General features: G+C 40.3%; 28 protein-coding genes. All 28 read left to right on the plus strand.

Going from position 1 to position 21,810, the window contains the following annotated elements:
• Positions 1–513: 513 nt before the first annotated feature.
• Positions 514–819, plus strand: a complete 306-nt coding sequence (gene rpsJ / locus BLU80_RS07610; RefSeq protein ID WP_066209982.1) for a 30S ribosomal protein S10 — start codon at positions 514–516, stop codon at positions 817–819.
• 296 nt (positions 820–1,115) lie between these two features.
• The gene (gene rplC, locus BLU80_RS07615; protein WP_091396048.1) at positions 1,116–1,733 is read left to right on the plus strand and encodes a 50S ribosomal protein L3; all 618 of its coding nucleotides are present in this window, start codon (positions 1,116–1,118) and stop codon (positions 1,731–1,733) included.
• 48 nt (positions 1,734–1,781) lie between these two features.
• Entirely contained in the window at positions 1,782–2,417 is a 636-nt protein-coding gene (rplD, locus tag BLU80_RS07620; RefSeq protein WP_091396051.1) for a 50S ribosomal protein L4, read from the plus strand.
• Positions 2,418–2,495: 78 nt separating this feature from the next.
• Complete coding sequence (gene rplW, locus BLU80_RS07625; RefSeq protein ID WP_091396054.1) at positions 2,496–2,795, plus strand: 50S ribosomal protein L23; 300 nt, start codon at positions 2,496–2,498, stop codon at positions 2,793–2,795.
• Positions 2,796–2,856: 61 nt separating this feature from the next.
• Positions 2,857–3,696, plus strand: coding sequence for a 50S ribosomal protein L2 (gene rplB, locus BLU80_RS07630; RefSeq protein ID WP_091396056.1), 840 nt, complete (start codon positions 2,857–2,859; stop codon positions 3,694–3,696).
• A 62-nt stretch (positions 3,697–3,758) separates the two neighbouring features.
• Positions 3,759–4,028 (plus strand): 30S ribosomal protein S19, encoded by a 270-nt coding sequence (gene rpsS / locus BLU80_RS07635; RefSeq protein ID WP_091396059.1) that lies wholly within the window; start codon positions 3,759–3,761, stop codon positions 4,026–4,028.
• Positions 4,029–4,075: 47 nt separating this feature from the next.
• A complete protein-coding gene (gene rplV / locus BLU80_RS07640) occupies positions 4,076–4,420 on the plus strand; it encodes a 50S ribosomal protein L22 (protein WP_091396386.1) in 345 nt (114 codons plus the stop codon).
• Positions 4,421–4,516: 96 nt separating this feature from the next.
• On the plus strand, positions 4,517–5,284 hold the full coding sequence (gene rpsC, locus BLU80_RS07645) for a 30S ribosomal protein S3 (protein ID WP_091396062.1): 768 nt from the start codon (positions 4,517–4,519) through the stop codon (positions 5,282–5,284).
• A gap of 94 nt (positions 5,285–5,378) precedes the next feature.
• Positions 5,379–5,792, plus strand: a complete 414-nt coding sequence (gene rplP / locus BLU80_RS07650) for a 50S ribosomal protein L16 (protein ID WP_091396066.1) — start codon at positions 5,379–5,381, stop codon at positions 5,790–5,792.
• Between the two features lie 90 nt (positions 5,793–5,882).
• Positions 5,883–6,098 (plus strand): 50S ribosomal protein L29, encoded by a 216-nt coding sequence (rpmC, locus tag BLU80_RS07655; RefSeq protein WP_091396069.1) that lies wholly within the window; start codon positions 5,883–5,885, stop codon positions 6,096–6,098.
• Between the two features lie 34 nt (positions 6,099–6,132).
• The gene (rpsQ, locus tag BLU80_RS07660; RefSeq protein ID WP_091396072.1) at positions 6,133–6,390 is read left to right on the plus strand and encodes a 30S ribosomal protein S17; all 258 of its coding nucleotides are present in this window, start codon (positions 6,133–6,135) and stop codon (positions 6,388–6,390) included.
• An 85-nt stretch (positions 6,391–6,475) separates the two neighbouring features.
• Complete coding sequence (rplN, locus tag BLU80_RS07665) at positions 6,476–6,844, plus strand: 50S ribosomal protein L14 (RefSeq protein ID WP_091396075.1); 369 nt, start codon at positions 6,476–6,478, stop codon at positions 6,842–6,844.
• 103 nt (positions 6,845–6,947) lie between these two features.
• Positions 6,948–7,286 (plus strand): 50S ribosomal protein L24, encoded by a 339-nt coding sequence (gene rplX / locus BLU80_RS07670; RefSeq protein WP_091396078.1) that lies wholly within the window; start codon positions 6,948–6,950, stop codon positions 7,284–7,286.
• Complete coding sequence (gene rplE / locus BLU80_RS07675; protein WP_091396080.1) at positions 7,286–7,864, plus strand: 50S ribosomal protein L5; 579 nt, start codon at positions 7,286–7,288, stop codon at positions 7,862–7,864. The genes rplX and rplE overlap by 1 nt, the downstream gene beginning before the upstream one ends.
• Before the next feature lie 59 nt (positions 7,865–7,923).
• Positions 7,924–8,193, plus strand: coding sequence for a 30S ribosomal protein S14 (rpsN, locus tag BLU80_RS07680; protein ID WP_091396083.1), 270 nt, complete (start codon positions 7,924–7,926; stop codon positions 8,191–8,193).
• A 65-nt stretch (positions 8,194–8,258) separates the two neighbouring features.
• Positions 8,259–8,657, plus strand: a complete 399-nt coding sequence (gene rpsH, locus BLU80_RS07685; RefSeq protein WP_091396086.1) for a 30S ribosomal protein S8 — start codon at positions 8,259–8,261, stop codon at positions 8,655–8,657.
• Between the two features lie 83 nt (positions 8,658–8,740).
• Entirely contained in the window at positions 8,741–9,295 is a 555-nt protein-coding gene (gene rplF, locus BLU80_RS07690; RefSeq protein ID WP_091396089.1) for a 50S ribosomal protein L6, read from the plus strand.
• A 95-nt stretch (positions 9,296–9,390) separates the two neighbouring features.
• The gene (gene rplR, locus BLU80_RS07695; protein ID WP_091396092.1) at positions 9,391–9,744 is read left to right on the plus strand and encodes a 50S ribosomal protein L18; all 354 of its coding nucleotides are present in this window, start codon (positions 9,391–9,393) and stop codon (positions 9,742–9,744) included.
• Positions 9,745–9,776: 32 nt separating this feature from the next.
• A complete protein-coding gene (gene rpsE, locus BLU80_RS07700; protein ID WP_091396095.1) occupies positions 9,777–10,298 on the plus strand; it encodes a 30S ribosomal protein S5 in 522 nt (173 codons plus the stop codon).
• A 117-nt stretch (positions 10,299–10,415) separates the two neighbouring features.
• Positions 10,416–10,595 (plus strand): 50S ribosomal protein L30, encoded by a 180-nt coding sequence (gene rpmD, locus BLU80_RS07705; protein WP_091396099.1) that lies wholly within the window; start codon positions 10,416–10,418, stop codon positions 10,593–10,595.
• A gap of 108 nt (positions 10,596–10,703) precedes the next feature.
• On the plus strand, positions 10,704–11,153 hold the full coding sequence (gene rplO, locus BLU80_RS07710) for a 50S ribosomal protein L15 (RefSeq protein ID WP_091396103.1): 450 nt from the start codon (positions 10,704–10,706) through the stop codon (positions 11,151–11,153).
• 141 nt (positions 11,154–11,294) lie between these two features.
• Positions 11,295–12,641: a preprotein translocase subunit SecY gene (gene secY, locus BLU80_RS07715; RefSeq protein WP_091396108.1), complete on the plus strand. Its 1,347-nt coding sequence runs from the start codon at positions 11,295–11,297 to the stop codon at positions 12,639–12,641.
• 307 nt (positions 12,642–12,948) lie between these two features.
• Positions 12,949–13,770, plus strand: a complete 822-nt coding sequence (gene map, locus BLU80_RS07720) for a type I methionyl aminopeptidase (protein WP_091396113.1) — start codon at positions 12,949–12,951, stop codon at positions 13,768–13,770.
• A gap of 238 nt (positions 13,771–14,008) precedes the next feature.
• Positions 14,009–15,307, plus strand: coding sequence for a BaiN/RdsA family NAD(P)/FAD-dependent oxidoreductase (locus tag BLU80_RS07725; protein ID WP_091396116.1), 1,299 nt, complete (start codon positions 14,009–14,011; stop codon positions 15,305–15,307).
• Between the two features lie 284 nt (positions 15,308–15,591).
• Positions 15,592–18,636 carry a tetratricopeptide repeat protein gene (locus BLU80_RS07730; RefSeq protein ID WP_091396121.1) on the plus strand — a complete coding sequence of 1,015 codons (3,045 nt, stop codon included), beginning with the start codon at positions 15,592–15,594 and terminating at the stop codon, positions 18,634–18,636.
• A 96-nt stretch (positions 18,637–18,732) separates the two neighbouring features.
• On the plus strand, positions 18,733–20,472 hold the full coding sequence (locus BLU80_RS07735; protein WP_091396123.1) for a TonB-dependent receptor: 1,740 nt from the start codon (positions 18,733–18,735) through the stop codon (positions 20,470–20,472).
• Positions 20,473–20,477: 5 nt separating this feature from the next.
• A complete protein-coding gene (locus BLU80_RS07740; protein WP_091396126.1) occupies positions 20,478–21,044 on the plus strand; it encodes a hypothetical protein in 567 nt (188 codons plus the stop codon).
• A 156-nt stretch (positions 21,045–21,200) separates the two neighbouring features.
• Positions 21,201–21,773, plus strand: a complete 573-nt coding sequence (locus BLU80_RS07745; RefSeq protein WP_091396130.1) for an outer membrane beta-barrel protein — start codon at positions 21,201–21,203, stop codon at positions 21,771–21,773.
• Positions 21,774–21,810 lie beyond the last annotated feature (37 nt).

The following is a 21,810-nucleotide window of genomic DNA, read 5'->3' on the forward strand; positions in this document are numbered from 1 at the left end:
TCAATATTGTTGCGGAGAGTGAGTAATGCAAGGGCGCATTAGGTTGAGTTTAAGGAAGATATAAAAGTGGTCTTCATCTAAAGCCTGTTATTAAGATACAAGGAGCGAGGATTTTGAGCGTATTTATAGCTATGTCAATGGGACAATCCACTACAAGACCTGTTTGGCAAAATCTAATTATTTAAAGATGGCCTTAGCCAGAACAAATGGGTGCAAAAGTCAAATTTTAGCCGTTCTCTATTGAGGAGAGGGCGTAATCTTGATTAAGAAATTGAATATTAAATGGTTATCTTAATTATCCGATGAAGGGAAGTATAAAGATTTAAATTGACCGGTATCTGGTTGCTATGCTGAAACCAAGAATTTCCTGCCCGTATTTGGGTGACTTTTAAGGCTTTTTCTCCTAAAATGGCCTATTTTTGCGCCTTCAGACAAGAATTTCAAAAAAAAAGTTTGTCTATTCAAAAACTAAACATACCTTTGCAATCCCAATAAAAAATTGGGTGTTATATTATGTCTCAACGCATCAGAATAAAATTACAATCCTACGATCACAACTTAGTAGACAAGTCTGCTGAGAAGATAGTTAAAACCGTACGTGGAACAGGCGCTGTTGTTACAGGTCCTATTCCTTTGCCTACGCACAAGAGAATTTTCACTGTGCTGCGTTCACCGCACGTGAATAAGAAGAGTCGTGAACAGTTCCAGTTAGCTACGCACAAACGTCTGCTGGATATCTACACTTCTTCTTCCAGAACTGTAGACGCACTCAGCAAATTGGATCTTCCCTCTGGTGTAGAGGTTGAAATCAAAGCGTAAGATTACGTATTTAACCATTATTGCTATAAATATAGGGTAATGGTTTAGTTCTTATATAAATAATTAGTCATCTCTCAATTGCCCCTGGTAAGAAAAGAGCTCTGATAGAAAGATATTCAAACTACAATTGTTTGAACTGTAAAATATAAAACAGGCCCTTCGAGGTTTGTTTGTCATCGGTACTTCTCAAGTTTAATAGTTAAACGGCAACAGAAAAGGTCGATGATGACAGAGATTGAAATACTGCTTCATTCAGTATTGTCTCCAAAACCTACGCGGGGCAAAAAACCGCAAAAATGAAAGGAATTATTGGAAAGAAAATTGGTATGACCAGCGTCTACGGCCCAGAGGGCAAGCAGATCGCTGTAACTATCATTGAAGCAGAGCCCAATGTTGTAACCCAAATCAAAAATCAGGAAACTGATGGTTACAGTGCACTACAGTTAGCTGTAGGTGACAAAAAAGAAAAGAACTCAACCAAAGCTGCCATTAACCACTTCGCGAAAGCAAGCACTTCTGCTAAGAAAATCGTTAAAGAGTTTCGCGATTACTCCATCGAAAAGAATTTAGGTGATACCGTCACAGTTGACATCTTCGCTGAAGGTGAATCTGTTGACGTTGTCGGCACTACCAAAGGTAAAGGTTTCCAGGGTGTTGTAAAACGTCATGGATTTGCCGGTGTGGGTGAAGCATCCCATGGTCAGCATGACCGTTCCCGTGCACCGGGATCTGTAGGTGGTTCCTCTTATCCTTCCAGAGTATTTAAAGGAATGAGAATGGCTGGTCGCATGGGTAATGACCGTGTTAAAATGAAAGGCCTTAAAGTCGTTAAAATCTTCGCTGACAAGAACTATATCTTAATTAGCGGCTCTGTTCCAGGTCATATCGGCTCAACAGTTTTCATCCAAAAATAAAAGTAAAGAATTCAGAAAAAACCTATTCTTTACCCAAATTGATTAAAAATGCAATTAGAAGTTTTAAATACAACAGGAAAATCTACAGGCAGATCCGTTGAGTTGCCTGATGAAATATTTGGTGCTGAACCGAACAATCACGTGATTTATCTGGCTGTTAAACAGTACTTAGCTGCAAGACGTCAGGGAACACACAAAGTGAAAACCCGTGCAGAAGTTCAAGGTGCCAGCCGCAAATTACATAAGCAAAAAGGTACCGGTGGTTCTCGTAAAGGTAATATCCGTAACCCATTATATAAGGGTGGTGGTACTATCTTCGGACCTAAACCTCACGCTTACACTTTTAAGCTGAACAGAAAAGTAAAAGACCTGGCTAAGGTTAGTGCGCTTTCTCACAAAGCAAAAGATAATGCAATCGTCGTTTTAGAAGACCTTCAGTACGAAGCTCCTAAAACCAAACAATTCGCTCAGTTATTAGCTGATTTAAGCGTTGCAGGTAAAAAAGTATTATTTGTATTACCAGAATACAATGATAATGTGTACCTGAGCCTGAGAAACCTGCCAAGAGTTGGAAGTACTTTACTGGCTGACATCAATACTTACGATGTTGTAAATGCTGATGTTGTCGTATTTACTGAAGATGCAGCAAAGCTTTTATCTGATAAAGAAGAAGCAGCAGCTTAAGACAAGGATCTAATAGAATTTGAATCATATATGCCCAAGGGCATTAAGTCTGTCAGACAGATATAAAAAATTAAACAGATGAAACTTACAGAAGTTTTAATAAAACCCATCCTTACCGAAAAGGCAAATGCACAAAGCGAAAAGCTGAACAAATTTGCGTTCCGTGTAAATCGTAGGGCTAACAAACTGGAGATCAAAGATGCGATTGAATCTTTCTACGGTGTAACTGTAAAAGAAGTTCACACAATCGTTGTCCCAGCTAAAAACAAAACACGTTTTACTAAAGCCGGATATGTAGAAGGTAGAAAACCTGCTTACAAAAAAGCTTATGTAACCGTAGCTGAAGGCGATACAATTGATCTGTACGGTACAGTTTAAAATTTAGACATTCACAATTATAGTAAGCGAAGCTGAAAATTTCGCATAAAAGTAGATAAAAATGGCATTAAAAAAGTTTAAACCAATGACCGCGGGTACCCGTTGGAAGATTGGAAATGCTTACGCAGAAATTACCACAAATGAGCCTGAAAAGAGCTTACTTGACAAAAAACACCAGAAAGCTGGTCGTAACTCTCAAGGTCGTCGTGTAATGCGTTACAGAGGTGGTGGACATAAAAAACACTACCGTATCATTGATTTCAAACGTGATAAAGCTAACATCGAAGCAAAAGTAGTATCTATCGAATACGATCCAAACCGTACTGCTTTTATCGCGCTGTTACAATATACTGATGGTGAAAAACGCTATATCATTGCTCCTAATGGACTGCAGGTTGGTGCTAGCGTAATCTCTGGTGACAGTGTTGCCCCTGAACTGGGTAATGCGCTGAAACTGAGAAACATGCCTTTAGGTACTACGATCCACAACATTGAATTACAGCCTGGTCAGGGTGCTAAATTGGCAAGAAGTGCCGGTACCTCTGCTCAGCTGAGCAATAAGGAAGAAAAATACGCTGTTCTTAAAATGCCTTCTGGTGAATTAAGAAAAGTATTGATTGATGGTTATGCAACTGTAGGTGTTGTTTCTAACAGCGACCACAGCCTGCAGAGTGCTGGTAAAGCGGGTGCTAACCGTTGGAAAGGTATCCGTCCTCGCGTTAGAGGTGTTGCGATGAACCCAGTAGATCACCCAATGGGTGGTGGTGAAGGTCGCGCTTCTGGTGGACACCCACGTTCTCGTACCGGTAAATACGCTAAAGGTGAAATTACTCGTAAGAAGAAAGGTTCTGATAAACTGATTATTCAGAGAAGCAACGGTAAAAAATTATCTAACAAATAGTTCAATCTGTTAAAATGGTCCCTGGGTAACACCAGGGACAAATAAACAAACAATTATAAATTATGGCTCGTTCAATTAAAAAAGGCCCATACGTAGATGCTAACCTGGAACAGAAAGTTCAGGCGATCATTGATGGCAAAGCAAAGAAGTCTGTAATCAAAACCTGGAGCCGTCGCTCCACTATTATCCCTGATTTCGTGGGACAGACTTTTGCAGTTCATAACGGTAATAAATTCATTCCCGTTTATGTAACAGAATTCATGGTAGGACACAAACTCGGTGAGTTTGCCCCAACCAGAAACTTCAGAGGTCACGCAGGTAGCAAAAAATAATTATAAAAAATTGAGTCAGTTTGATGCTGACACAAAAATATAAGAAAATGGAAGCAGTAGCTAAATTAAAAAATTATCCTACAGGGCCGCGTAAAATGCGTTTGTTAGCAGATGTTATTCGTGGTATGGAAGTAGAGAAATCACTTTCTATCCTGGAATTTCATCCACAGCACAATGCAAAGCCACTGGCTAAATTGCTGAAAAGTGCCATCTCTAACTGGGAACAGAAAAATGATGGTCAAAGCGCAGCTGATGCAAACCTGGTGGTTAAAACTATTTATGTTGATGGTGGCCGCTCGATCAAAAGAATGCGTCCTGCACCGCAGGGACGTGGTCATAAGATCCGCAAACGCAGCAATCATGTAACCATTGTAGTGGATACTAAAGCATAATTAAAGGAAATTAGTAAGAACGCTGTTCTTACGTATTAAACAAATAAACATTGAAAGTGCGACAGCATCAAACTTTCGAATTTTCAAATCAACAATATGGGTCAAAAAGCAAATCCTATTGGTAACAGATTAGGAATCATCCGTGGATGGGACAGCAACTGGTATGGCAACAAGAAAGACTATGCAAATCGTCTGATTGAAGATAATAAAATCCGTACCTATCTGAATGCACGTATTAATAAAGGCGGTGTAGCCAAAATCGTAATCGAACGCACTTTAGGTAAATTGATTGTTACTATCCATACTTCTAAGCCAGGTATCATCATCGGTAAAGGTGGCGGTGAAGTTGATCGTATCAAGGAAGAATTGAAAAAACTGACAAATAAAGAGGACGTTCAGATTAATATTCTGGAAATCCGTCGCCCTGAAATTGATGCAGCAATCATCGGTGATACTATCGCCCGTCAGATTGAAAACCGTATCAACTTCAAACGCGCTATCAAAATGGCGGTGGCTTCTGCATTACGTATGGGTGCTGAAGGTATCAAAGTTAAAGCTAGCGGACGTTTAGGCGGCGCTGAAATCGCCCGTTCTGAAGAATTCAAACAGGGTCGCGTTCCTTTGCATACCTTCCGTATGGATATCGATTATGCAAGTGTTTTTGCACAGACTGTATATGGTAAGATCGGTTTGAAAGTATGGGTTTGTAAAGGTGAAGTTTTAGGTAAGAGAGATCTTAATCCTAACGTCGTAGCCGGTGGTGATTCTAAAGACAGAAGAAGCCATGGTGGTGAAAGAGGCGACAGAGGTGACAGAAGAGACAGAAGACCTCACGGTGGCGATAGAAGAGATAGAAGAAATTAATTATTTAGCTAATAAGGCTATTTAGCTAATGTGCTAGTACAGCAAAATGAACCATTAGCTTATTAGCACATTATAAAAGATCAAATTACATAAGATGTTACAGCCAAAAAGAGCAAAACACAGGAAAGCACAGAAAGGGCGCATTAGAAATGTTGCAAAAAGAGGGACAACCATCTCTTTCGGATCTTACGCTCTTAAAGCGGTTGAACCTATTTGGTTGAACAACCGTCAGATAGAAGCAGCGCGTCAGGCAATGACACGTGCTATGAAACGTGAAGGTAATGTTTGGATCAGAATATTCCCTGATAAACCCATCACTAAGAAGCCTGCTGAGGTACGTATGGGTAAAGGTAAAGGTAACCCTGAATATTGGGCTGCAGTTGTTGAACCGGGACGTATTATTTTCGAATGTGACGGTGTTTCACAGGAGATCGCACAGCACGCTATGAAGCTGGCTGCTGCCAAACTGCCCATTGCAACTAAGTTTGTATCGCGCAGAGATTTATAATCATAAAGGTCCGGTCGGTAGTTAAGGGAAGGTATTGAAACCCCGCTTTACAAGCCGATAGTATTTATCAAAAAATAAAATTCATCACTAATGCCTAATAAAGCAGTAGAATTTAACAAAAACCTTCAGAGTATGTCTGTAGAAGATCTGAAGGCTCGCATTCAGGAAGATGAACTTCGTTTGAAAAAAATGGAATTCGCTCATGCTATTTCTCCGATAGAAAATCCAATGAGCATCCGTCTATTCAGAAGAGACATCGCTCGGATTAAAACCGAATTGAGAAAAAGAGAACTTAGCGTAAAATAATATATTGTCTCAGGACAATAAAAAATTAAGTAAAATGACCGAAAGAAATTTGCGTAAATCTAGAGTAGGTGTGGTTAGCAGCAACAAGATGACCAAGACCATTACGGTTGCGGTTGAAAGAAAGGTTAAGCACCCTATGTACGGTAAATTTGTAAAGAAGACGACCAAGTTTCATGCACATGATGAAAAGAACGAAGCCCAGATCGGTGACGTTGTTAAGATCATGGAAACTCGTCCCCTGAGCAAAACAAAACGTTGGAGACTGGTTGAGATCGTTGAGAAAGCTAAATAAGCTTTTGGGATCTATAGGTTTCCTTTTGAATAATAAAATTGATTGTGATTAATTGACTATTAATCTCAGCTAAAAGCTAAATAAAATGATTCAGCAAGAAAGTAGGCTACGTGTAGCTGATAACAGTGGAGCTAAAGAAGTACTTTGCATCCGTGTTCTGGGTAACTCTGGTCAGGATTATGCAAAGATCGGTGACAAGATTGTCATCACTGTAAAGGATGCGATTCCTGCAGGTGGTGTTAAGAAAGGTACCGTTTCTAAAGCCGTTATCGTAAGAACCAAAAATAAATTACGTCGTAAAGATGGTTCTTATATCCGTTTTGATGACAATGCAGTTGTTTTATTAAACAACTCTGACGAACCTCGTGGTACACGTATCTTTGGGCCAGTTGCCCGTGAACTGCGTGATAAAGGATATATGAAAATTATCTCCCTGGCACCAGAAGTTCTCTAAGCAAATTCGGCTCCCATACCGGACTATTAATTACCGGTACATAATGACAAAATTTTTTAGTTTAGCTTTTAGCGGATTCGCTTGAAGCACTAAGCATACAAATATGAGCAATAGATTTAAACCTAAATACAATATCAAAAAAGGGGACAAAGTAGTCGTCATTGCTGGCGATGATAAAGACCTTAAAAAACCCCGCACGGTATTGCAAGTAATTATCGACAAAGGTCGTGTTGTGGTAGAAGGTGTTAATATCGTCTCCAAGCATACCAAACCTTCGGCTACAAATACCAAAGGTGGTATTGTAAAAGTTGAAGCACCTATTCACATCAGCAATGTACAGTTGTGGGATGCTAAAGCTGGCGCTCCTGCCAGAATCAAACGCACCCGTGACAATGGTAAATTAGTACGTATATCTAAAAAATCCGGGGAGGCAATTAAATAATGAGCACACAAAAATATACACCAAGATTGGCCGATAAGTACACTAAAGAAGTTGTACCCGCGCTGATTAAGAAGTTTGCTTACAAATCTGTAATGCAGGCGCCTAAATTGGAAAAGATCTGTTTAAACCGCGGTGTAAACGGAGCAGTAGCTGATAAAAAATTAGTTGAAGTTGCTGTGGATGAGTTAACGCTTATCTCCGGTCAACGTGCTGTGACTACTTTTTCCAAAAAAGACATCTCCAACTTCAAGTTAAGAAAAGGAATGCCTATTGGAGCAAGAGTAACACTTCGCGGTGAGAAAATGTATGAATTCTTGGATCGTCTGATCTCTGTTTCCCTGCCACGTGTGCGTGACTTCAAAGGAATCAGCGATAAAGCATTTGATGGTCGCGGTAACTACACTTTAGGTGTTACTGAACAAATCATTTTCCCAGAAATTGATATTGATAAAGTAAATAAGATCACTGGTCTTGATATAACTTTCGTTACTTCTGCTCAGAACAATGAAGAAGCTTACGAATTACTGAAAGAACTGGGTCTTCCTTTCAAGAATATCAAAAAAGAGCAAAGCAATTAATTAAATCCATTTAGGAACTGGGGCGCAAGTCTCGGTTTCATAAATAAATCAAAAGTATTATGGCAAAAGAATCTATCAAAGCCAGACAGAGAAAACGCGAAGCACTGGTTGCTAAATATGCAGCTAAACGCGCGGCTTTAAAAGAAGCTGGTGATTATGCAGCTTTGGACAAGCTTCCAAAAAATGCTTCTCCGGTACGTCTTAAAAACCGTTGTCAGCTGACTGGTCGTCCAAGAGGTTATATCCGTTACTTTGGTCTATCCAGAGTTATTTTCAGAGATATGGCTTTAGATGGCAAGATTCCAGGGGTTAAAAAAGCCAGCTGGTAATCAAGAGACGCGATTAGCGTTTCATAGTTTTAATCAATTTTACAATCGTATTAATTTAGATACAAATGGTAACAGATCCTATAGCAGACTTCTTGACAAGGATTCGTAATGCTCAAATGGCAGGTCACAGAATTGTAGAAATTCCTGCATCTAACCTGAAAAAACGTATTACAGAAATTCTGTACGCTCAAGGTTATATCCTGAAGTACAAATTTGAGGATGATAATAAACAAGGCGTGATTAAAATCGCCCTGAAATATGATCCTGAAACTAAGCGTCCGGCTATCCAGGCTTTAGAACGCGTTAGCCGTCCAGGTCTGCGTCAATATTCTAAACCAGCTGACTTCAAAAGAGTTATCAATGGTTTAGGTGTAGCAATCATCAGCACTTCTAAAGGTGTTATGACTGACAAACAAGCGAAAGCTGAGAATGTAGGTGGTGAAGTTCTTTGCCACATTTATTAATATTTTTGGATCCTGAATACATTAAGCTGGACATACACAGCTGATCGGTTCAGGGCCCGTCATTCGTCTTAAAAATTTATTGTATGTCTCGTATTGGTAAAAAAACCATTGTTATCCCTGCAGGCGTAACTGTATCTGTAGACAAAGCAAACATTGTTACAGTTAAAGGACCTAAAGGTGAATTGAAACAAAGCATCGACCGTGATATCACTGTTGAGGTTGAAGGAACTGAGCTTAAAGTAGCTCGTCCTACAGATCAGATCCGTCACAAGGCGTTACACGGCTTGTATCGTTCTATTCTGGCTAACCTGGTTAAAGGTGTATCCGAAGGCTTTGTAAAAGATCTTGAACTGGTGGGTGTGGGTTATAAAGCCACTAACCAGGGTAATCTGCTGGATCTTTCTTTAGGTTATTCTCACAACATCGTTTTTGATGTTCCTAAAGAACTGAAAGTTTCTACAGAAATGTTGAAAGGTAAAAACCCGACCATTAAACTGGAAAGCCATGACAAACAGCTTTTAGGTCAGGTAGCTGCTAAAATCCGCAGCCTGCGTAAACCAGAACCGTACAAAGGTAAGGGTGTTAAATACGCTGGTGAAGTTATCCGTCGTAAGGCAGGTAAAGCAGCAGGTAAATAATATTTTAATTGTATGGGATAGCTATACTATCCCATACTTTACATATAATTATAGTATGTTCTCCGGCAGTATCGGGGAATAATAAAATAAGAAAAATGAGCAACACATTACAGAAAAAACAAAAGATCCGTTATCGTATCCGTAAGAAGGTAAGTGGCACCGCCAGCAAACCTCGTCTGTCTGTATTCAGAAGCAATACTTCTTTATATCTGCAGTTAATCAACGACGATGAAGGTGTGACCATTACAGCAGCTTCAACAAGAGATAAGGATATCGCTGCTCAGTCCGGCAATAAGACTGAAAAGTCTAAATTAGCTGGAGAGGCTATTGCACGTAAAGCACAGGAACTCGGTATTAAAGAAGTTGTATTTGATCGTGGTGGTAATCTTTACCATGGCCGTGTCAAAGCTGCAGCTGAAGGTGCTAGAGAAGGTGGCTTAACATTTTAATTAATTATTTAGTTTACAGTAAATAGATTTCAATGTCTAATACAAATATTCAAAGAGGAAAACCTACAACTGATTCTGATTTAAAAGAAAAGGTTGTTACTATTAACCGTGTTGTGAAAACAACTAAAGGTGGACGTACTTTCAGTTTCTCCGCATTAGTAGTTGTCGGTAACGGTGCTGGTATCGTAGGACAGGGTTTAGGTAAAGCAAAAGAAGTTCAGGAAGCAATTGTAAAAGGAATTGAAGATGCCAAGAAAAATCTGGTAAAAGTTCCTGTCCATAAAGGTACTATTCCTCACGAACAACATGCAAAAGTTGGCGCTGCAAAAGTTATGATTAAGCCAGCAGCAGCCGGTACCGGTGTAATCGCCGGAGGTAGCATGCGTGCCGTTCTGGAAAGTGCAGGTCTGACTGACGTTTTATCTAAGAATCTTGGTTCCGCTAACCCTCAGAACGTGGTAAAAGCAACTGTAAAGGCACTGACTTTACTGCGTGAACCACTGGATGTTGCTCGTCAGCGTGGTGTTAAGGTTTCTAAAGTGTTCAACGGATAGGAACAAAGTTTTGAATGGGGACTCTGCTTTTATAGATGGAGCTGTTTCCCAATCAAGGAATATTATTAAAGAAAGAGGCGTTACTTTTAGAAAGTTCGTTTCATTAACCTCAAAAAGATGGCAAAGATAAAGATAACACAGATTAAGAGTGCAATCGACAGACCGGAACGTCAAAAGTTGACGCTCAAGGCTTTAGGTCTGAAAAAGTTGAACGCTTCTCGTGAAGTTGAAGCGACTCCTCAGATCGAAGGAATGGTTAAGACTGTTAGCCACCTGGTGAAAGTTGAAAAGCTCTAATCGGTATTGGATTAAAAGATTTTGCAGTTTAAAATTAATGTATATTTTTGCTGCACTTTAATAAAAAAGCGAGGGGCGATTCCCCGTTGAGTATAAAAATCAATTATAATGAAATTACATGAATTACGTCCCGCAGCAGGTGCGGTACACAAAGAAAAACGTTTAGGACGTGGTGAAGCTTCCGGCAAAGGTGGAACTTCAACAAAAGGTAACAAAGGAGGTCAGAGCCGTGCCGGTTATAAGAGCAAAATCGCTCATGAAGGTGGTCAGATGCCGATTCAACGCCGAGTTCCAAAGCGTGGTTTTAAAAATCCAGGACATGTAACTTATAAAGTATTTAACCTGGCTCAGGTTGAATTACTGGTGGAAAAATACAAATTAGAAGAATTCTCTTTAGAAAATCTGTATGTTAATGGTCTAGTTTCCAGAACGGATAAAGTTAAAATCCTTGGAAACGGTGAGATTGCCTCTAAAGTGACCTTCAAAGTTCACGCACTGAGTGCAAAAGCTAAAGCAGCGATTGAGGCTGCAGGCGGAACGGTTGAAGTTTTAAACTAATTTAAAAATAAATTCCGGACGCATCCCTCGTGATGCGTCTTTTTGTCTTAAATTGCGTTGTCCTAACTTTTAGACGCTCACAACTCTTTTAGTCTTGGTTATAAATAATAGCTCGTACTAAAAATTAACTATCGAAAAGGAATGAAAAAGTTAATCCAGAACTTAAAAAATATTTGGAGCATTGATGAATTACGGGAGAAGATTGTCTTCACCCTGTTACTCATTCTGGTGTTCAGGTTTGGGGCGCATGTGGTGATCCCGGGAATTGATCCCAATAAGATCTCTGCTGCTGCCGCACAGACGCAAAATAATGGCTTATTAGGAATGTTTGACACCTTTGCTGGTGGTGCGTTTTCCCAGGCTGGTATTCTGGCTTTAGGAGTAATGCCTTATATCTCTGCTTCTATCTTTATGCAACTCGCAACCGTCCTTGTTCCTCAATTACAGAAGATTCAGAAGGAAGGGTCTAGCGGACAGAAGAAAATCAATCAGATTACACGTTATCTGACTGTAATTGTGACTGCTTTTCAGGCGGTAGCTTATATTTCATTACTTAAAAGCCCCACTTACGCAGTGGCCTTGATTCCTTCTTATCAACCTTATTTCTTCGTATCTACGCTTTTTGTATTAACGGCAGGTTCTCTGTTTGTTATGTGGCTGGGTGAGAAGATTCAGGATAAGGGACTTGGAAACGGTATCTCTATTATCATCATGATCGGTATCCTGTCCAGCCTGCCACAGGCTGTTATTCAGGAATTCCAGTCTAAGCAAGTAAAAGGCGGAGGTGGTCTGTTGATTTTCTTAATTGAAATCGCATTCTATATTGGTATTAACATGGCACTGGTTTTACTGGTAGAAGGTGTTAGGAAAGTACCTGTTATTTATGCAAAACAGTTAATGGGGAATAAACAGGTAGGTGGTGCCCGTCAGTTCTTGCCTTTGAAAGTGAATGCTGCTGGTGTAATGCCGATTATCTTTGCCCAGGCAATTATGTTCTTACCTACTTTGGTTTCATTTACAGATCTGGATAAAGGTGGTTCTATTGTAAAAATCTTCGGTGACCACACAAACGTATGGTATATGCTGATTTATGGTGGTATGACCATTGCCTTTACCTTCCTGTATACTGCGCTGATCTTTAACCCTAAGGAAATGAGTGAAGACCTGAAAAGAAACAATGGATTTATTCCGGGTGTTCAGCCAGGTAAACCTACAGCAGATTATATAGGTTCCATTATGGACCGTATCACGTTCCCGGGCGCCGTTGCACTGGCTGTGGCTGGTATCCTGCCAGGTTTTGCCCAGATGTTGGGTGTTCAACAGAGTTTCAGCTATTATTTTGGCGGAACTTCTCTGTTGATCATGGTAGCAGTAATTCTGGATACTTTACAACAAATTGAAACACACCTGCTCATGCGTCAGTATGACGGTCTGATGAGCGGCGGAGCCAGAGTACATGGCCGTAGTCATGTAGGTAGTGGCATTTAAATATTATTGGTAGCAAATACCATTCATAAAACTGACCTGTCTATTTTTCAGACAGGTCAGTTTTGCGTTATGGCAGGTATAGTCCGCTCTAAAGAGCTTAAGCCTCCTGAAATCCCTATAGATTGTTATAGTATCCATCCGAAGTGCGTATTTTTATCTTTTATTGAGTAATTTTGCACTATATTTAAATGTTGAGCTATCTTTAAGTGATTTATAGTAAACTATTTAGCTGATTAAAGAGGCCTTGTACAACAGTTCTTCCTAATGAAGGGCTGTACATAAACATCACCCATTACACGTGTAATCCATGATCCAGACAAAGACCAATGCGGAAGTTGCAATCATGCAGGAAAATGCAACCACCATCAGCCGCATTTTAGCAGAAGTGGCCAAAATATTAAAGCCAGGTATGACCACATTAGAAATCGATAAAATGTGTAAGGATATGATTTTGGATGAGGGTGGTATTCCGACATTTTATAATTATTACGGTTATCCCTATAATATGTGTACATCAGTCAATGACGTTGTGGTACATGGGTTTCCCAATAATGCACCCCTGAAAGACGGAGATATTGTTTCACTCGATCTGGGTATAACCAAAAACGGCTACGTAGGAGAACATGCATACAGTTTTGTACTGGGGGAAAGCACACCGGAAAATTTACAACTGGTTCGCGTTACCAAAGAGTCGCTGTATAAAGGAATTGAAAAGGCTGTGACAGGCAACCGGATCGGAGATATTGCTTTTGCCATTCAAAACCATACGGAAGGAAAATTCGGTTACGGAGTCGTAAGAGAACTGGTAGGGCATGGACTGGGTAAAACCATGCATGAGGAGCCCAATGTGCCTAATTATGGTAAAAGAGGCACCGGAGCAAAGCTGAAGACCAATATGACCATTGCCATTGAACCTATGATTAATCTGGGTAAACGTAATATTTATACTGAAAAAGACGGCTGGACCATCCGTACAAAAGACGGGATGCCCTCCGTGCATTTTGAACACAATGTGTGTGTGAAAGAAGGCAAAGCGCTTATTTTATCTGATTTTTCTATTATTGAGGCTGCTGAACGTACCAACAGCAATCTGAATACTTCCTATCATGATGTACCAGAGGATAAATAAATCAGCATTTTATTGACCTGCAGCGGCAGTTAAAATAAAATGCATGGTACAGGTGTAAACAGAATTCAGAAGAAATCTGCAAACTGGGTTGTAACAGACACCAGAATGGTACTGTAAAATTTAAAGGGAATTAAATATTGCTGTACCATGCATATCAAAGTTACCAATTCTTCTGAAATTAAAAAATTTATCCTTTTTGCATATCGTATTGATAATCAATATTTAGAATTTTAAACCCTTGACTAAGGATTCATCTACGCAACATTTAGTAGTTATTGGAGCTGGCGCTTCTGGGTATTTTTGTGCCGTAAATGCAGCCAGATTATGTCCCGGACTAAGCGTGACCATCCTTGAAAAGACCGGCAAGACCTTAAGCAAGGTAAAAGTAAGCGGAGGAGGCAGGTGTAATGTGACGCACAGGGCGCTGCCTATTGCCGCTTTTACCGGTAACTATCCCAGAGGCGCCAGGTTATTAAAAAGAACCTTGCATCAGTTTCAGGCATCGGACACCTGGAATTGGTTTGAATCCAGAGGCGTTCAGCTTAAAACAGAAGCAGATGGCCGTGTTTTTCCCTGCAGCAATAATTCTCAGTCTATTACCGATGCTTTAGAAGCGGAAGCCAGAAAATATGGCGTACATGTTCAGTTACATCAGACGGTCATGGCTTTAAAGGCACCCGAAAATAGCCCGCAGGCTGGCACAGGGCAGCCAGGCAGATGGGAAATTCAGTTGATGGGACAATCAGATCCTTTACAAGCAGACTATATTTGTGTGGCCGTGGGCGGACTCATCAAGCGGGATGCCTACCAGTTTATTGCCAATCTGGGCCATGAAATATTGCCGCCTGTGCCTTCCTTATTCACTTTTAATCTGGGCAGACATTCCATTACGGGGCTGATGGGGGTAAGCGTTGAAAACGCAGCTGTTAGGATTGTTGGCTCCAAATTAAAACAAACGGGCCCTTTACTGATTACGCATTGGGGATTTAGCGGCCCGGCTGTCTTAAAACTATCTGCATGGGGCGCTGAGTGGCTGGCCGAAAAAACGTATCAGTTTTCTATTCTGATTAACTGGTTAGGGGAGCAGTGGCCCGAAAATAAATTAAGAGAACAGTGGGCAGAGATCAGGGATCAGAACGCCGCCCATGCCATGGGGGATAAAAATCCATTTGGTCTGCCTAAAAGACTCTGGTCTTACCTTCTAAAGACGGCAGGCATAATTGAGTCCTTGTATTGGTCCAAATTGCCCGCCGGACCTCAAAATAAACTCATTCAGACCCTGGTGGCAGATGTTTATAACATTAATGGCAAAACGACCTTTAAAGAAGAATTTGTAACCTGCGGCGGGGTAGATCTGGCAGCTGTCGATCCGATGCATATGCAAAGCAGGGTTCACCCCGGATTATATTTTACAGGAGAAGTGCTGAATGTAGATGGTATTACCGGAGGGTTTAACTTTCAGCATGCCTGGGCCAGCGGATTTGCAGCAGCCAGCCATATTGCTCAAAACTATCAACAGACTACTGAAAATCAGTAAAATTAGGGATTAATAATAAAATACCTGTCCTGATTGCAGGTGAAGAGTTTCTGCATTATAAGTACAATGAGATTTACGATTCAACCGGATTAAACCTGATTAGCGAACATATGGTCTATGAATGTGGATAACTGCGTAAAATCAGGCTTTGGCAGTATTGTTATACACAATTGGTCAATTATTTGCAGTAGCTGCAGGACTACAAGTATCTTTATATAGATTTTTAAATTTTTCTTATAGTTTTAGGCAAACTATTTGATTAACTTTCGCAATAAATTTTTAATATGAGTCGTTCGATAAAATTTGTTGGATTGGCGGTGGTCGCTACTGCCGGCTTTTCAATCCAACTGCAGGCACAAGCCACTAAAATTAATACAGATCCAGACGCCGAATTTAAACAGGCCAAGGACCTTTATTTTAGAGGGCAGTATTCACTTGCCTATCCGATTTTTAAAACGCTTAATTACTCAGCTCCTTATCACAATAGTAATATTCCTGAAACAAGAGCGGTGGAAGCAAAATTTTATACGCTTTCCTGTTCACTCATGCTTAATCAGGCCTCTGCGGAGGAACCTGCCAAGGAATTTATTCACTTTGAACACAGTACACCGCTGGTTGAGATGCTTAGCTATCAACTGGCAGAATATTATTTTAGAAAAGAAAATTTTCAGGAGGCCCTCAATTATTATAAAAGTGCCGGAACGGCTAATTTAAGTAATGAAGAGACGGCTAAATTGCAGTTTCATCAAGGGTATTGCTTATTTACCATGCAAAAATTTGAGGAGGCGGAACCCCTATTCAATGCGATTCGTCAGATGCCTTCCAATCCTAATTATATAGACGCCAATTATTATTACGGTTTTATCGAGTTTTATAAGAAAGATTATGATGCAGCACTCAGTTCTCTGCAGATTGTAAAGGATAATCCGAGCTATAATAAGATTGTTCCTTATTACATCGCGGAGATCTACTATTTTCAGGACCAGAAGTCAAAAGCCCTCAGATATGCGGAACAGTCCATAAGTGAAGGCGGTCAGTATTATGAAACTGAATTAAAACAGCTGGCGGGTCATATTTATTTTGAACAGGGAGCCTATAGTAAGGCATTGCCTTATCTGGAGGCCTATATCACCAAAAGCGCCAAGGTCAAAAGAGAGGATTTATATGAGCTTTCTTATTGTTATTATCAGGATAAACAATGGAATAAAGCCATTGAAGGACTGAAGGAATTGGGAGGCAAAGAAGATTCGCTGGCTCAAAATAGTATGTATTTACTGGGTGATGCTTATCTGCACACGGGCGATAAGAGCAGTGCCAGAAATGCATTTCTTTTTTGTTCGCTGAATAGTTCCAATAAATCTCAAAAGGCTATTTCTACCTTTAATTACGCTAAACTTTCTTATGAGTTAGGCTATCAGGATGTGGCACTCAGCGAACTGAAGAAATTCATCACTGACTATCCCGGATCTCCTTATAATCAGGAAGCAAAAGAATTACTGGTAAGCGTATTATCCAATGCCAATAATTATAAAGAGGCACTGGCCATGATATCTTCTTTGGGAGGAACCCAAAGTGAAGTGGTGCAAAGAGCTTATCCAAGGATTTTATATGGCCGCGCGGTGGAGTTGATTAATGATCAGAATATAGATCAGGCTTCTGCCATGATTAATAAGATTTTCAATTTACCATATAGTGAAAAGGAAGTACAGCCCGCCTATTTCTGGAAAGGGGAGCTGGCTTACCGGTCACAGAATTATAGCGGTGCGATTGATGCGTTAAATAAATATTTACTTAATCCGGTTAATTATGGAGAAGTAAACGAAACAGATGCCAATTACACGCTGGGTTATGCCTATTTGCGTTCTGAGGATTATAATAAGGCATTAAATGCATTCAGGAAGGTGGCTACAACGGCAAACAGCGGTTCAACCAATGTTCAAAAAGACGCCTATCTAAGAACAGCGGATTGTTACTTCATGCAAAAAAATTATAGTCAGGCTTCCACTATCTATGATGATATCATTAAGCAAAATCTGCCTTCTGCAGACTATGCCTATTATCAAAAGGCGGTTATCGCCGGAGCTTATGGTCGTGTGGCGGACAAGGTAGCCTATTTGCAGGCTTTTGATCAGCAGTATGGTAATTCATCGCTGGCAGCAGAGGCTAATCTGCAAATGGCATCAGCGTATATGGCCAGTGAAAATTTTTCTAAGGCAGTAGCTCCTTTGCAAAAAGTGCTGAACAGTAATCAGGAGGCACTCAAGCCTGATGCTTATTTAAATCTTGGGGTAACCTATTTTAATATGGGCAATAACCAACAGTCGCTGGAGAGTTTCCAGCAACTGATTAAACGTTATCCCAATGCGGAACAAAGCAATGACGCCATCTCCTATGTACGCAATATTTTTGTCAACGAGCATCAGCCAGAAAAATATCTGGCCTTTATGCAACAAAATGGCAAGCAGGTCAGCTATTCGGAACAGGATTCTCTGTCTTATATGTCTGCTTTCAAGGCCTATGGCGATGAGCAGTTTGATGCGGCGATTAATGGGTTCCAGAGCTATTTAAATTCCTTCCCCGAAGGAGGACATAATATTGATGCAGCCTATTATCTGGCTGGACTCTACAATCAGCGCAAGGATGTCAATAATGCGCTAAAATATTATCAGGTAGTGGCCGCTAAAGCACCCAATAATTTTGCTGAAGACGCTGCATTACAGGCTGCCAGGTTGTATTATTTTGAGAAAAAGGACTATGCATCTGCTACTACTTATTACCAACAACTTAAAGATATTGCTACTTCCCAGGAGAATAAGTTGGAGAGCATGAGAGGATTGCTACGGTGTCAATATAAAACTGAACAGTGGGCCGCTGCCGAGGCCAATGCGCAGGATCTGCTCAATCAAAAAGGTATCGCAGATGATGACAGGCAGATTTCTAATACAATCATAGCTAAAAACTTACAGCAACAAGGCGATTTGGATGGAGCAACCGAGGCGTATAAAAAAGTGTATGCTTTAGGCAAATCTGAATATGCAGCCGAGGCAAGATACAGAGTCGCAGAAATTCTGACAGATCAGAATAAATATAAGGATGCAGAAAAAGCAGCCTTTGATGTCATCAATAAATCAGGTTCCTACGATTACTGGATTACTAAATCTTATATTTTGCTGGGAGATATCTATTTTAAGGAAAATGACCTCTTTAATGCAGAAGCTACCCTGAAAAGTGTTGTGGATAATGCCTCCGATTCGACGCTCGCTAAAGAGGCGCAGACAAAACTGGATCAGGTACTGGCACAGAAAAAGAAAAAGAGCCGGGTGGAATAAAGGTACCCGCATCGCAGAAAGAAGTCAGGATCGCAAATTAAAAGTTGAACACTTTACATTGAACACATGAAAGATAGCATAAATCGATATACAAAAATGAAACTTAAGGCACCCATCTGGATCGTTCTGGTATTTTTGGCCCTGATGGCAGGTACAAGTAATGTCCAGGCGCAACGCAGGCGTAAAAAGTCAACTCCTAAGAAGACTGTCGTCAAAAAGACGACCGGAAAAAAGACTGTTGCGCAAGTTCCCAAACAGGCTGCATCTAAAGATACCGTTCCGCTGGAAGGTGGAAAGAATTTTACGGTAACATCCGATTTTACCCCGTCTTTAAAACCGGCTTCTAAAATAAATTTTAGTTCTACTACCGCCTTACCGACTCCGGAAAAAGCTACCTTGAATTATGATGTTCCGGCGCAGAACCTGACCTTTACCTATAATCCGGCTTTTTTAAGGCCACTGGCGGTAAATATCGATACGGGTTCAGTATGGCGTAATTCTCATTTTATAAAACTGGGCTATGGAAACTATTCCACTCCTTATCTAGAGGGTGGTTTCTCACTGGGAGACGGATATCACTCTGCCGTGACTATCCATGCCAAACACACTTCTTCCAAAGGAGATTTGCCATTACAGGAGTTTGGGCAAACGGGCATTGAGGCAAGTGGTGTATTTGCGGTCACAGATAAGAACGAATTAGAGGCCAGGGCTTATTTTAGCGGGGATAAAACCTACGCCTATGGTGGCCTTTTACCGGATCAGGCATATAATGAAGATTCTTTGAAACGCAATTATCATGATGTTGGCATAAAGCTAGGTTTTTCCAATAAATTTAAAAATGCCAATGGCATTGACTATCATCCCACCATTGCAATTGATGCATTTGGTGATAATCACGATGGCAGGGAATCCACGCTTTCTCTGGACGCACCATTCAGTAAACGCCTAAATGAAACCTTTGTAGCCAAGCTGGGTGCGGGCATTGATGTCAGCAGTTTTAAAAAGGATGGACTGTCCATTAATAATAACCTGGTAACCATCCGACCTTCTGTTGAAATCAACCGTCCGGACTTCAAAATGAATGTAGGGATTATCCCTTCTTTTTATAACGGCGACTTTCATTTATTGCCCAATCTCTCCTTAGAAGCTAAAATGAAAGATGAAAGGTTCATTGCCATGGCAGGATGGAAAGGATACTATAATAAAAATACCTACCGCTCTTTGACGACTTTTAACCCCTGGATTGCCACACCAACGGATTTTGATTATACCCGCGTCTCAGAAATATATGGCGGATTTAAAGGCACAGCCGGAGATCATCTGACTTTTAATGCGACTGTATCTTATTTAAATGAGAAAGACTTACCGTTATTTTTAAACAGAACGGAGGATAACCTTTTTGACGTTGTCAGCGATGATATTAATAATTTAAAATTCCATGGAGAATTAGGGTTTAATGCCAAACAGAGCTTCTCTTTACTGGCTGGTATTACGCTAAATAATTATAGTAAGGCTACCGATCAGGCCTGGGGATTATCTCCCATAGAAATGAACGGCTCTTTACGCTGGAGAGTCATTCCTGCTGTGCTGTTGAAAAGTGATTTAGATATATGGACAGGAGGTTATTATAAAGATCCTTCCGCCGGTAATAAAAAATTAAGCGGCGCAGCTGACTGGAATATTGGTGCGGAAGTGGACATTATTAAAAATGTAGGATTGTGGTTGCAGGTTAATAACCTGCTGAATAATAAATACCAACGCTTTTATAACTACCAGACCATCGGTGCCAATATCATGGGGGGGATCATCTTTAATTTTGGTCAGCTGAAAAAATAAATATCATGCCCATTGACTTTTCTTTATTACAACGCTTTTTGATCAGCCATAAAAGGTTGCCATTAGGTAAACTGGGTACCGTTATTTTAGAGGAGCAGCAGGCTTTCCATGAATATACCAGTTCTGTTATCCGCCCTGCAAGTGAAGTACTGCAGTTCTCTCCTAAAACCGATAATGTATTACAGCAGGAATTTGAAAGTTTTGTTGTAAAAAAAGGAGGAACAATTGATCAGGTAAAAGAGTTGTCGGAGCAAATCAAACAGCAGTTGTCTCAAAGTAAGCAGGTGGTACTAGAGGGAATCGGTACGCTGAAAATTGAAAATAATATTTATAAAATTTTTGGTGAAGATCTGACGGCCGCTTATCTGGCGCCAGTTGCCGCCAGCGCAGTCGTGCATGAAGGGGATGTACATGACGTAAAGGTAGGGGAGCAGGTGCATAGTAGTGAAGAGATGAAAGCTTTACTTCAGGAAAATAAATCAAAAGATTATTGGTGGGTATATGCGCTTATTTTGGTAGTAGTAGCCATTGCGGCTATCCTGTACTATCTTTACGGTGATCAGTTGAAATAATTTTATTAGTCTTAAAATAACTCACCTGGGAATAGGAGGCTTTCACTACCTTATTTCCCGGGTGTTTTTATTATACACTTAGGTGAAATAATTTTTGGAAGGCAATTAAATTTTCTATTACCTTTGTCTTATATCTTAATTTTCAAAACTTTAATCATGAGAAAACTATTTCTGCTATTGAGTGTAGGACTATTGTGTTCTGCAATCTCTAAAGCACAGTATTACCGGTCTACCGGTTCAGAATTGAGTATTGGTGTAGAAGGTGCCTTGCCATTAAGTGGCTGGGATGTTTATTATAATGACGGGAGCAGTAAAAAGATTTCCAATTTTGGTATCGGAGCTACGCTTAAATATGCGTATAATTTTAATGAAACGCTGGCCGCAACTTTCCAGACTGGATATATATTTTTTCCAGGTAATAATTTAGAAGTAGCCAAAGATGATATTGGTCAGATTCCCATCAAAGCCGGCGTACGCTTCAGTATGAGCAATTTTTATATCGAACCGCAGTTTGGCTTGAGCTCCCTTATGGAAAAAGGGCAGGTTGTTGCAGATAACAGTGTTTATTCTTATTCCAATACTAATACCGCATTTACTTACGCAATTGGTATAGGAACCATGGCGGGACGTAATTTTGATATTGGTGTGCGATATGAGGCTATGTCCAAAGACGGAACTACCAGTTTTCTGGCTCTAAGAGTTGCCTATAATTTGCCATTTGGCAGATAATCGCAATAATATACTTGTAAATGGGATCAACAGTTGC

This window comes from Arachidicoccus rhizosphaerae (assembly GCF_900107765.1).
GTDB classification, from domain to species: Bacteria; Bacteroidota; Bacteroidia; order Chitinophagales; family Chitinophagaceae; genus Arachidicoccus; species Arachidicoccus rhizosphaerae.

What these genes read in the sequence shown, in the direction of transcription:
- BLU80_RS07740 (WP_091396126.1), top strand. Translation starts at nt 20,478, where the DNA reads ATGCCCATTGACTTTTCTTTATTACAACGCTTTTTGATCAGCCATAAA.
- rpsJ (WP_066209982.1), top strand. Translation starts at nt 514, where the DNA reads ATGTCTCAACGCATCAGAATAAAATTACAATCCTACGATCACAACTTA.
- rpsN (WP_091396083.1), top strand. Translation starts at nt 7,924, where the DNA reads ATGGCAAAAGAATCTATCAAAGCCAGACAGAGAAAACGCGAAGCACTG.
- rplN (WP_091396075.1), top strand. Translation starts at nt 6,476, where the DNA reads ATGATTCAGCAAGAAAGTAGGCTACGTGTAGCTGATAACAGTGGAGCT.
- rplE (WP_091396080.1), top strand. Translation starts at nt 7,286, where the DNA reads ATGAGCACACAAAAATATACACCAAGATTGGCCGATAAGTACACTAAA.
- rpmD (WP_091396099.1), top strand. Translation starts at nt 10,416, where the DNA reads ATGGCAAAGATAAAGATAACACAGATTAAGAGTGCAATCGACAGACCG.
- rplX (WP_091396078.1), top strand. Translation starts at nt 6,948, where the DNA reads ATGAGCAATAGATTTAAACCTAAATACAATATCAAAAAAGGGGACAAA.
- rpsH (WP_091396086.1), top strand. Translation starts at nt 8,259, where the DNA reads ATGGTAACAGATCCTATAGCAGACTTCTTGACAAGGATTCGTAATGCT.
- rplV (WP_091396386.1), top strand. Translation starts at nt 4,076, where the DNA reads ATGGAAGCAGTAGCTAAATTAAAAAATTATCCTACAGGGCCGCGTAAA.
- BLU80_RS07735 (WP_091396123.1), top strand. Translation starts at nt 18,733, where the DNA reads ATGAAACTTAAGGCACCCATCTGGATCGTTCTGGTATTTTTGGCCCTG.
- rpsS (WP_091396059.1), top strand. Translation starts at nt 3,759, where the DNA reads ATGGCTCGTTCAATTAAAAAAGGCCCATACGTAGATGCTAACCTGGAA.
- rplR (WP_091396092.1), top strand. Translation starts at nt 9,391, where the DNA reads ATGAGCAACACATTACAGAAAAAACAAAAGATCCGTTATCGTATCCGT.
- rpsE (WP_091396095.1), top strand. Translation starts at nt 9,777, where the DNA reads ATGTCTAATACAAATATTCAAAGAGGAAAACCTACAACTGATTCTGAT.
- rplB (WP_091396056.1), top strand. Translation starts at nt 2,857, where the DNA reads ATGGCATTAAAAAAGTTTAAACCAATGACCGCGGGTACCCGTTGGAAG.
- BLU80_RS07730 (WP_091396121.1), top strand. Translation starts at nt 15,592, where the DNA reads ATGAGTCGTTCGATAAAATTTGTTGGATTGGCGGTGGTCGCTACTGCC.
- rplF (WP_091396089.1), top strand. Translation starts at nt 8,741, where the DNA reads ATGTCTCGTATTGGTAAAAAAACCATTGTTATCCCTGCAGGCGTAACT.
- rplO (WP_091396103.1), top strand. Translation starts at nt 10,704, where the DNA reads ATGAAATTACATGAATTACGTCCCGCAGCAGGTGCGGTACACAAAGAA.
- rplD (WP_091396051.1), top strand. Translation starts at nt 1,782, where the DNA reads ATGCAATTAGAAGTTTTAAATACAACAGGAAAATCTACAGGCAGATCC.
- rpsQ (WP_091396072.1), top strand. Translation starts at nt 6,133, where the DNA reads ATGACCGAAAGAAATTTGCGTAAATCTAGAGTAGGTGTGGTTAGCAGC.
- rpsC (WP_091396062.1), top strand. Translation starts at nt 4,517, where the DNA reads ATGGGTCAAAAAGCAAATCCTATTGGTAACAGATTAGGAATCATCCGT.
- rplP (WP_091396066.1), top strand. Translation starts at nt 5,379, where the DNA reads ATGTTACAGCCAAAAAGAGCAAAACACAGGAAAGCACAGAAAGGGCGC.
- secY (WP_091396108.1), top strand. Translation starts at nt 11,295, where the DNA reads ATGAAAAAGTTAATCCAGAACTTAAAAAATATTTGGAGCATTGATGAA.
- rpmC (WP_091396069.1), top strand. Translation starts at nt 5,883, where the DNA reads ATGCCTAATAAAGCAGTAGAATTTAACAAAAACCTTCAGAGTATGTCT.
- rplC (WP_091396048.1), top strand. Translation starts at nt 1,116, where the DNA reads ATGAAAGGAATTATTGGAAAGAAAATTGGTATGACCAGCGTCTACGGC.
- BLU80_RS07745 (WP_091396130.1), top strand. Translation starts at nt 21,201, where the DNA reads ATGAGAAAACTATTTCTGCTATTGAGTGTAGGACTATTGTGTTCTGCA.
- rplW (WP_091396054.1), top strand. Translation starts at nt 2,496, where the DNA reads ATGAAACTTACAGAAGTTTTAATAAAACCCATCCTTACCGAAAAGGCA.
- map (WP_091396113.1), top strand. Translation starts at nt 12,949, where the DNA reads ATGATCCAGACAAAGACCAATGCGGAAGTTGCAATCATGCAGGAAAAT.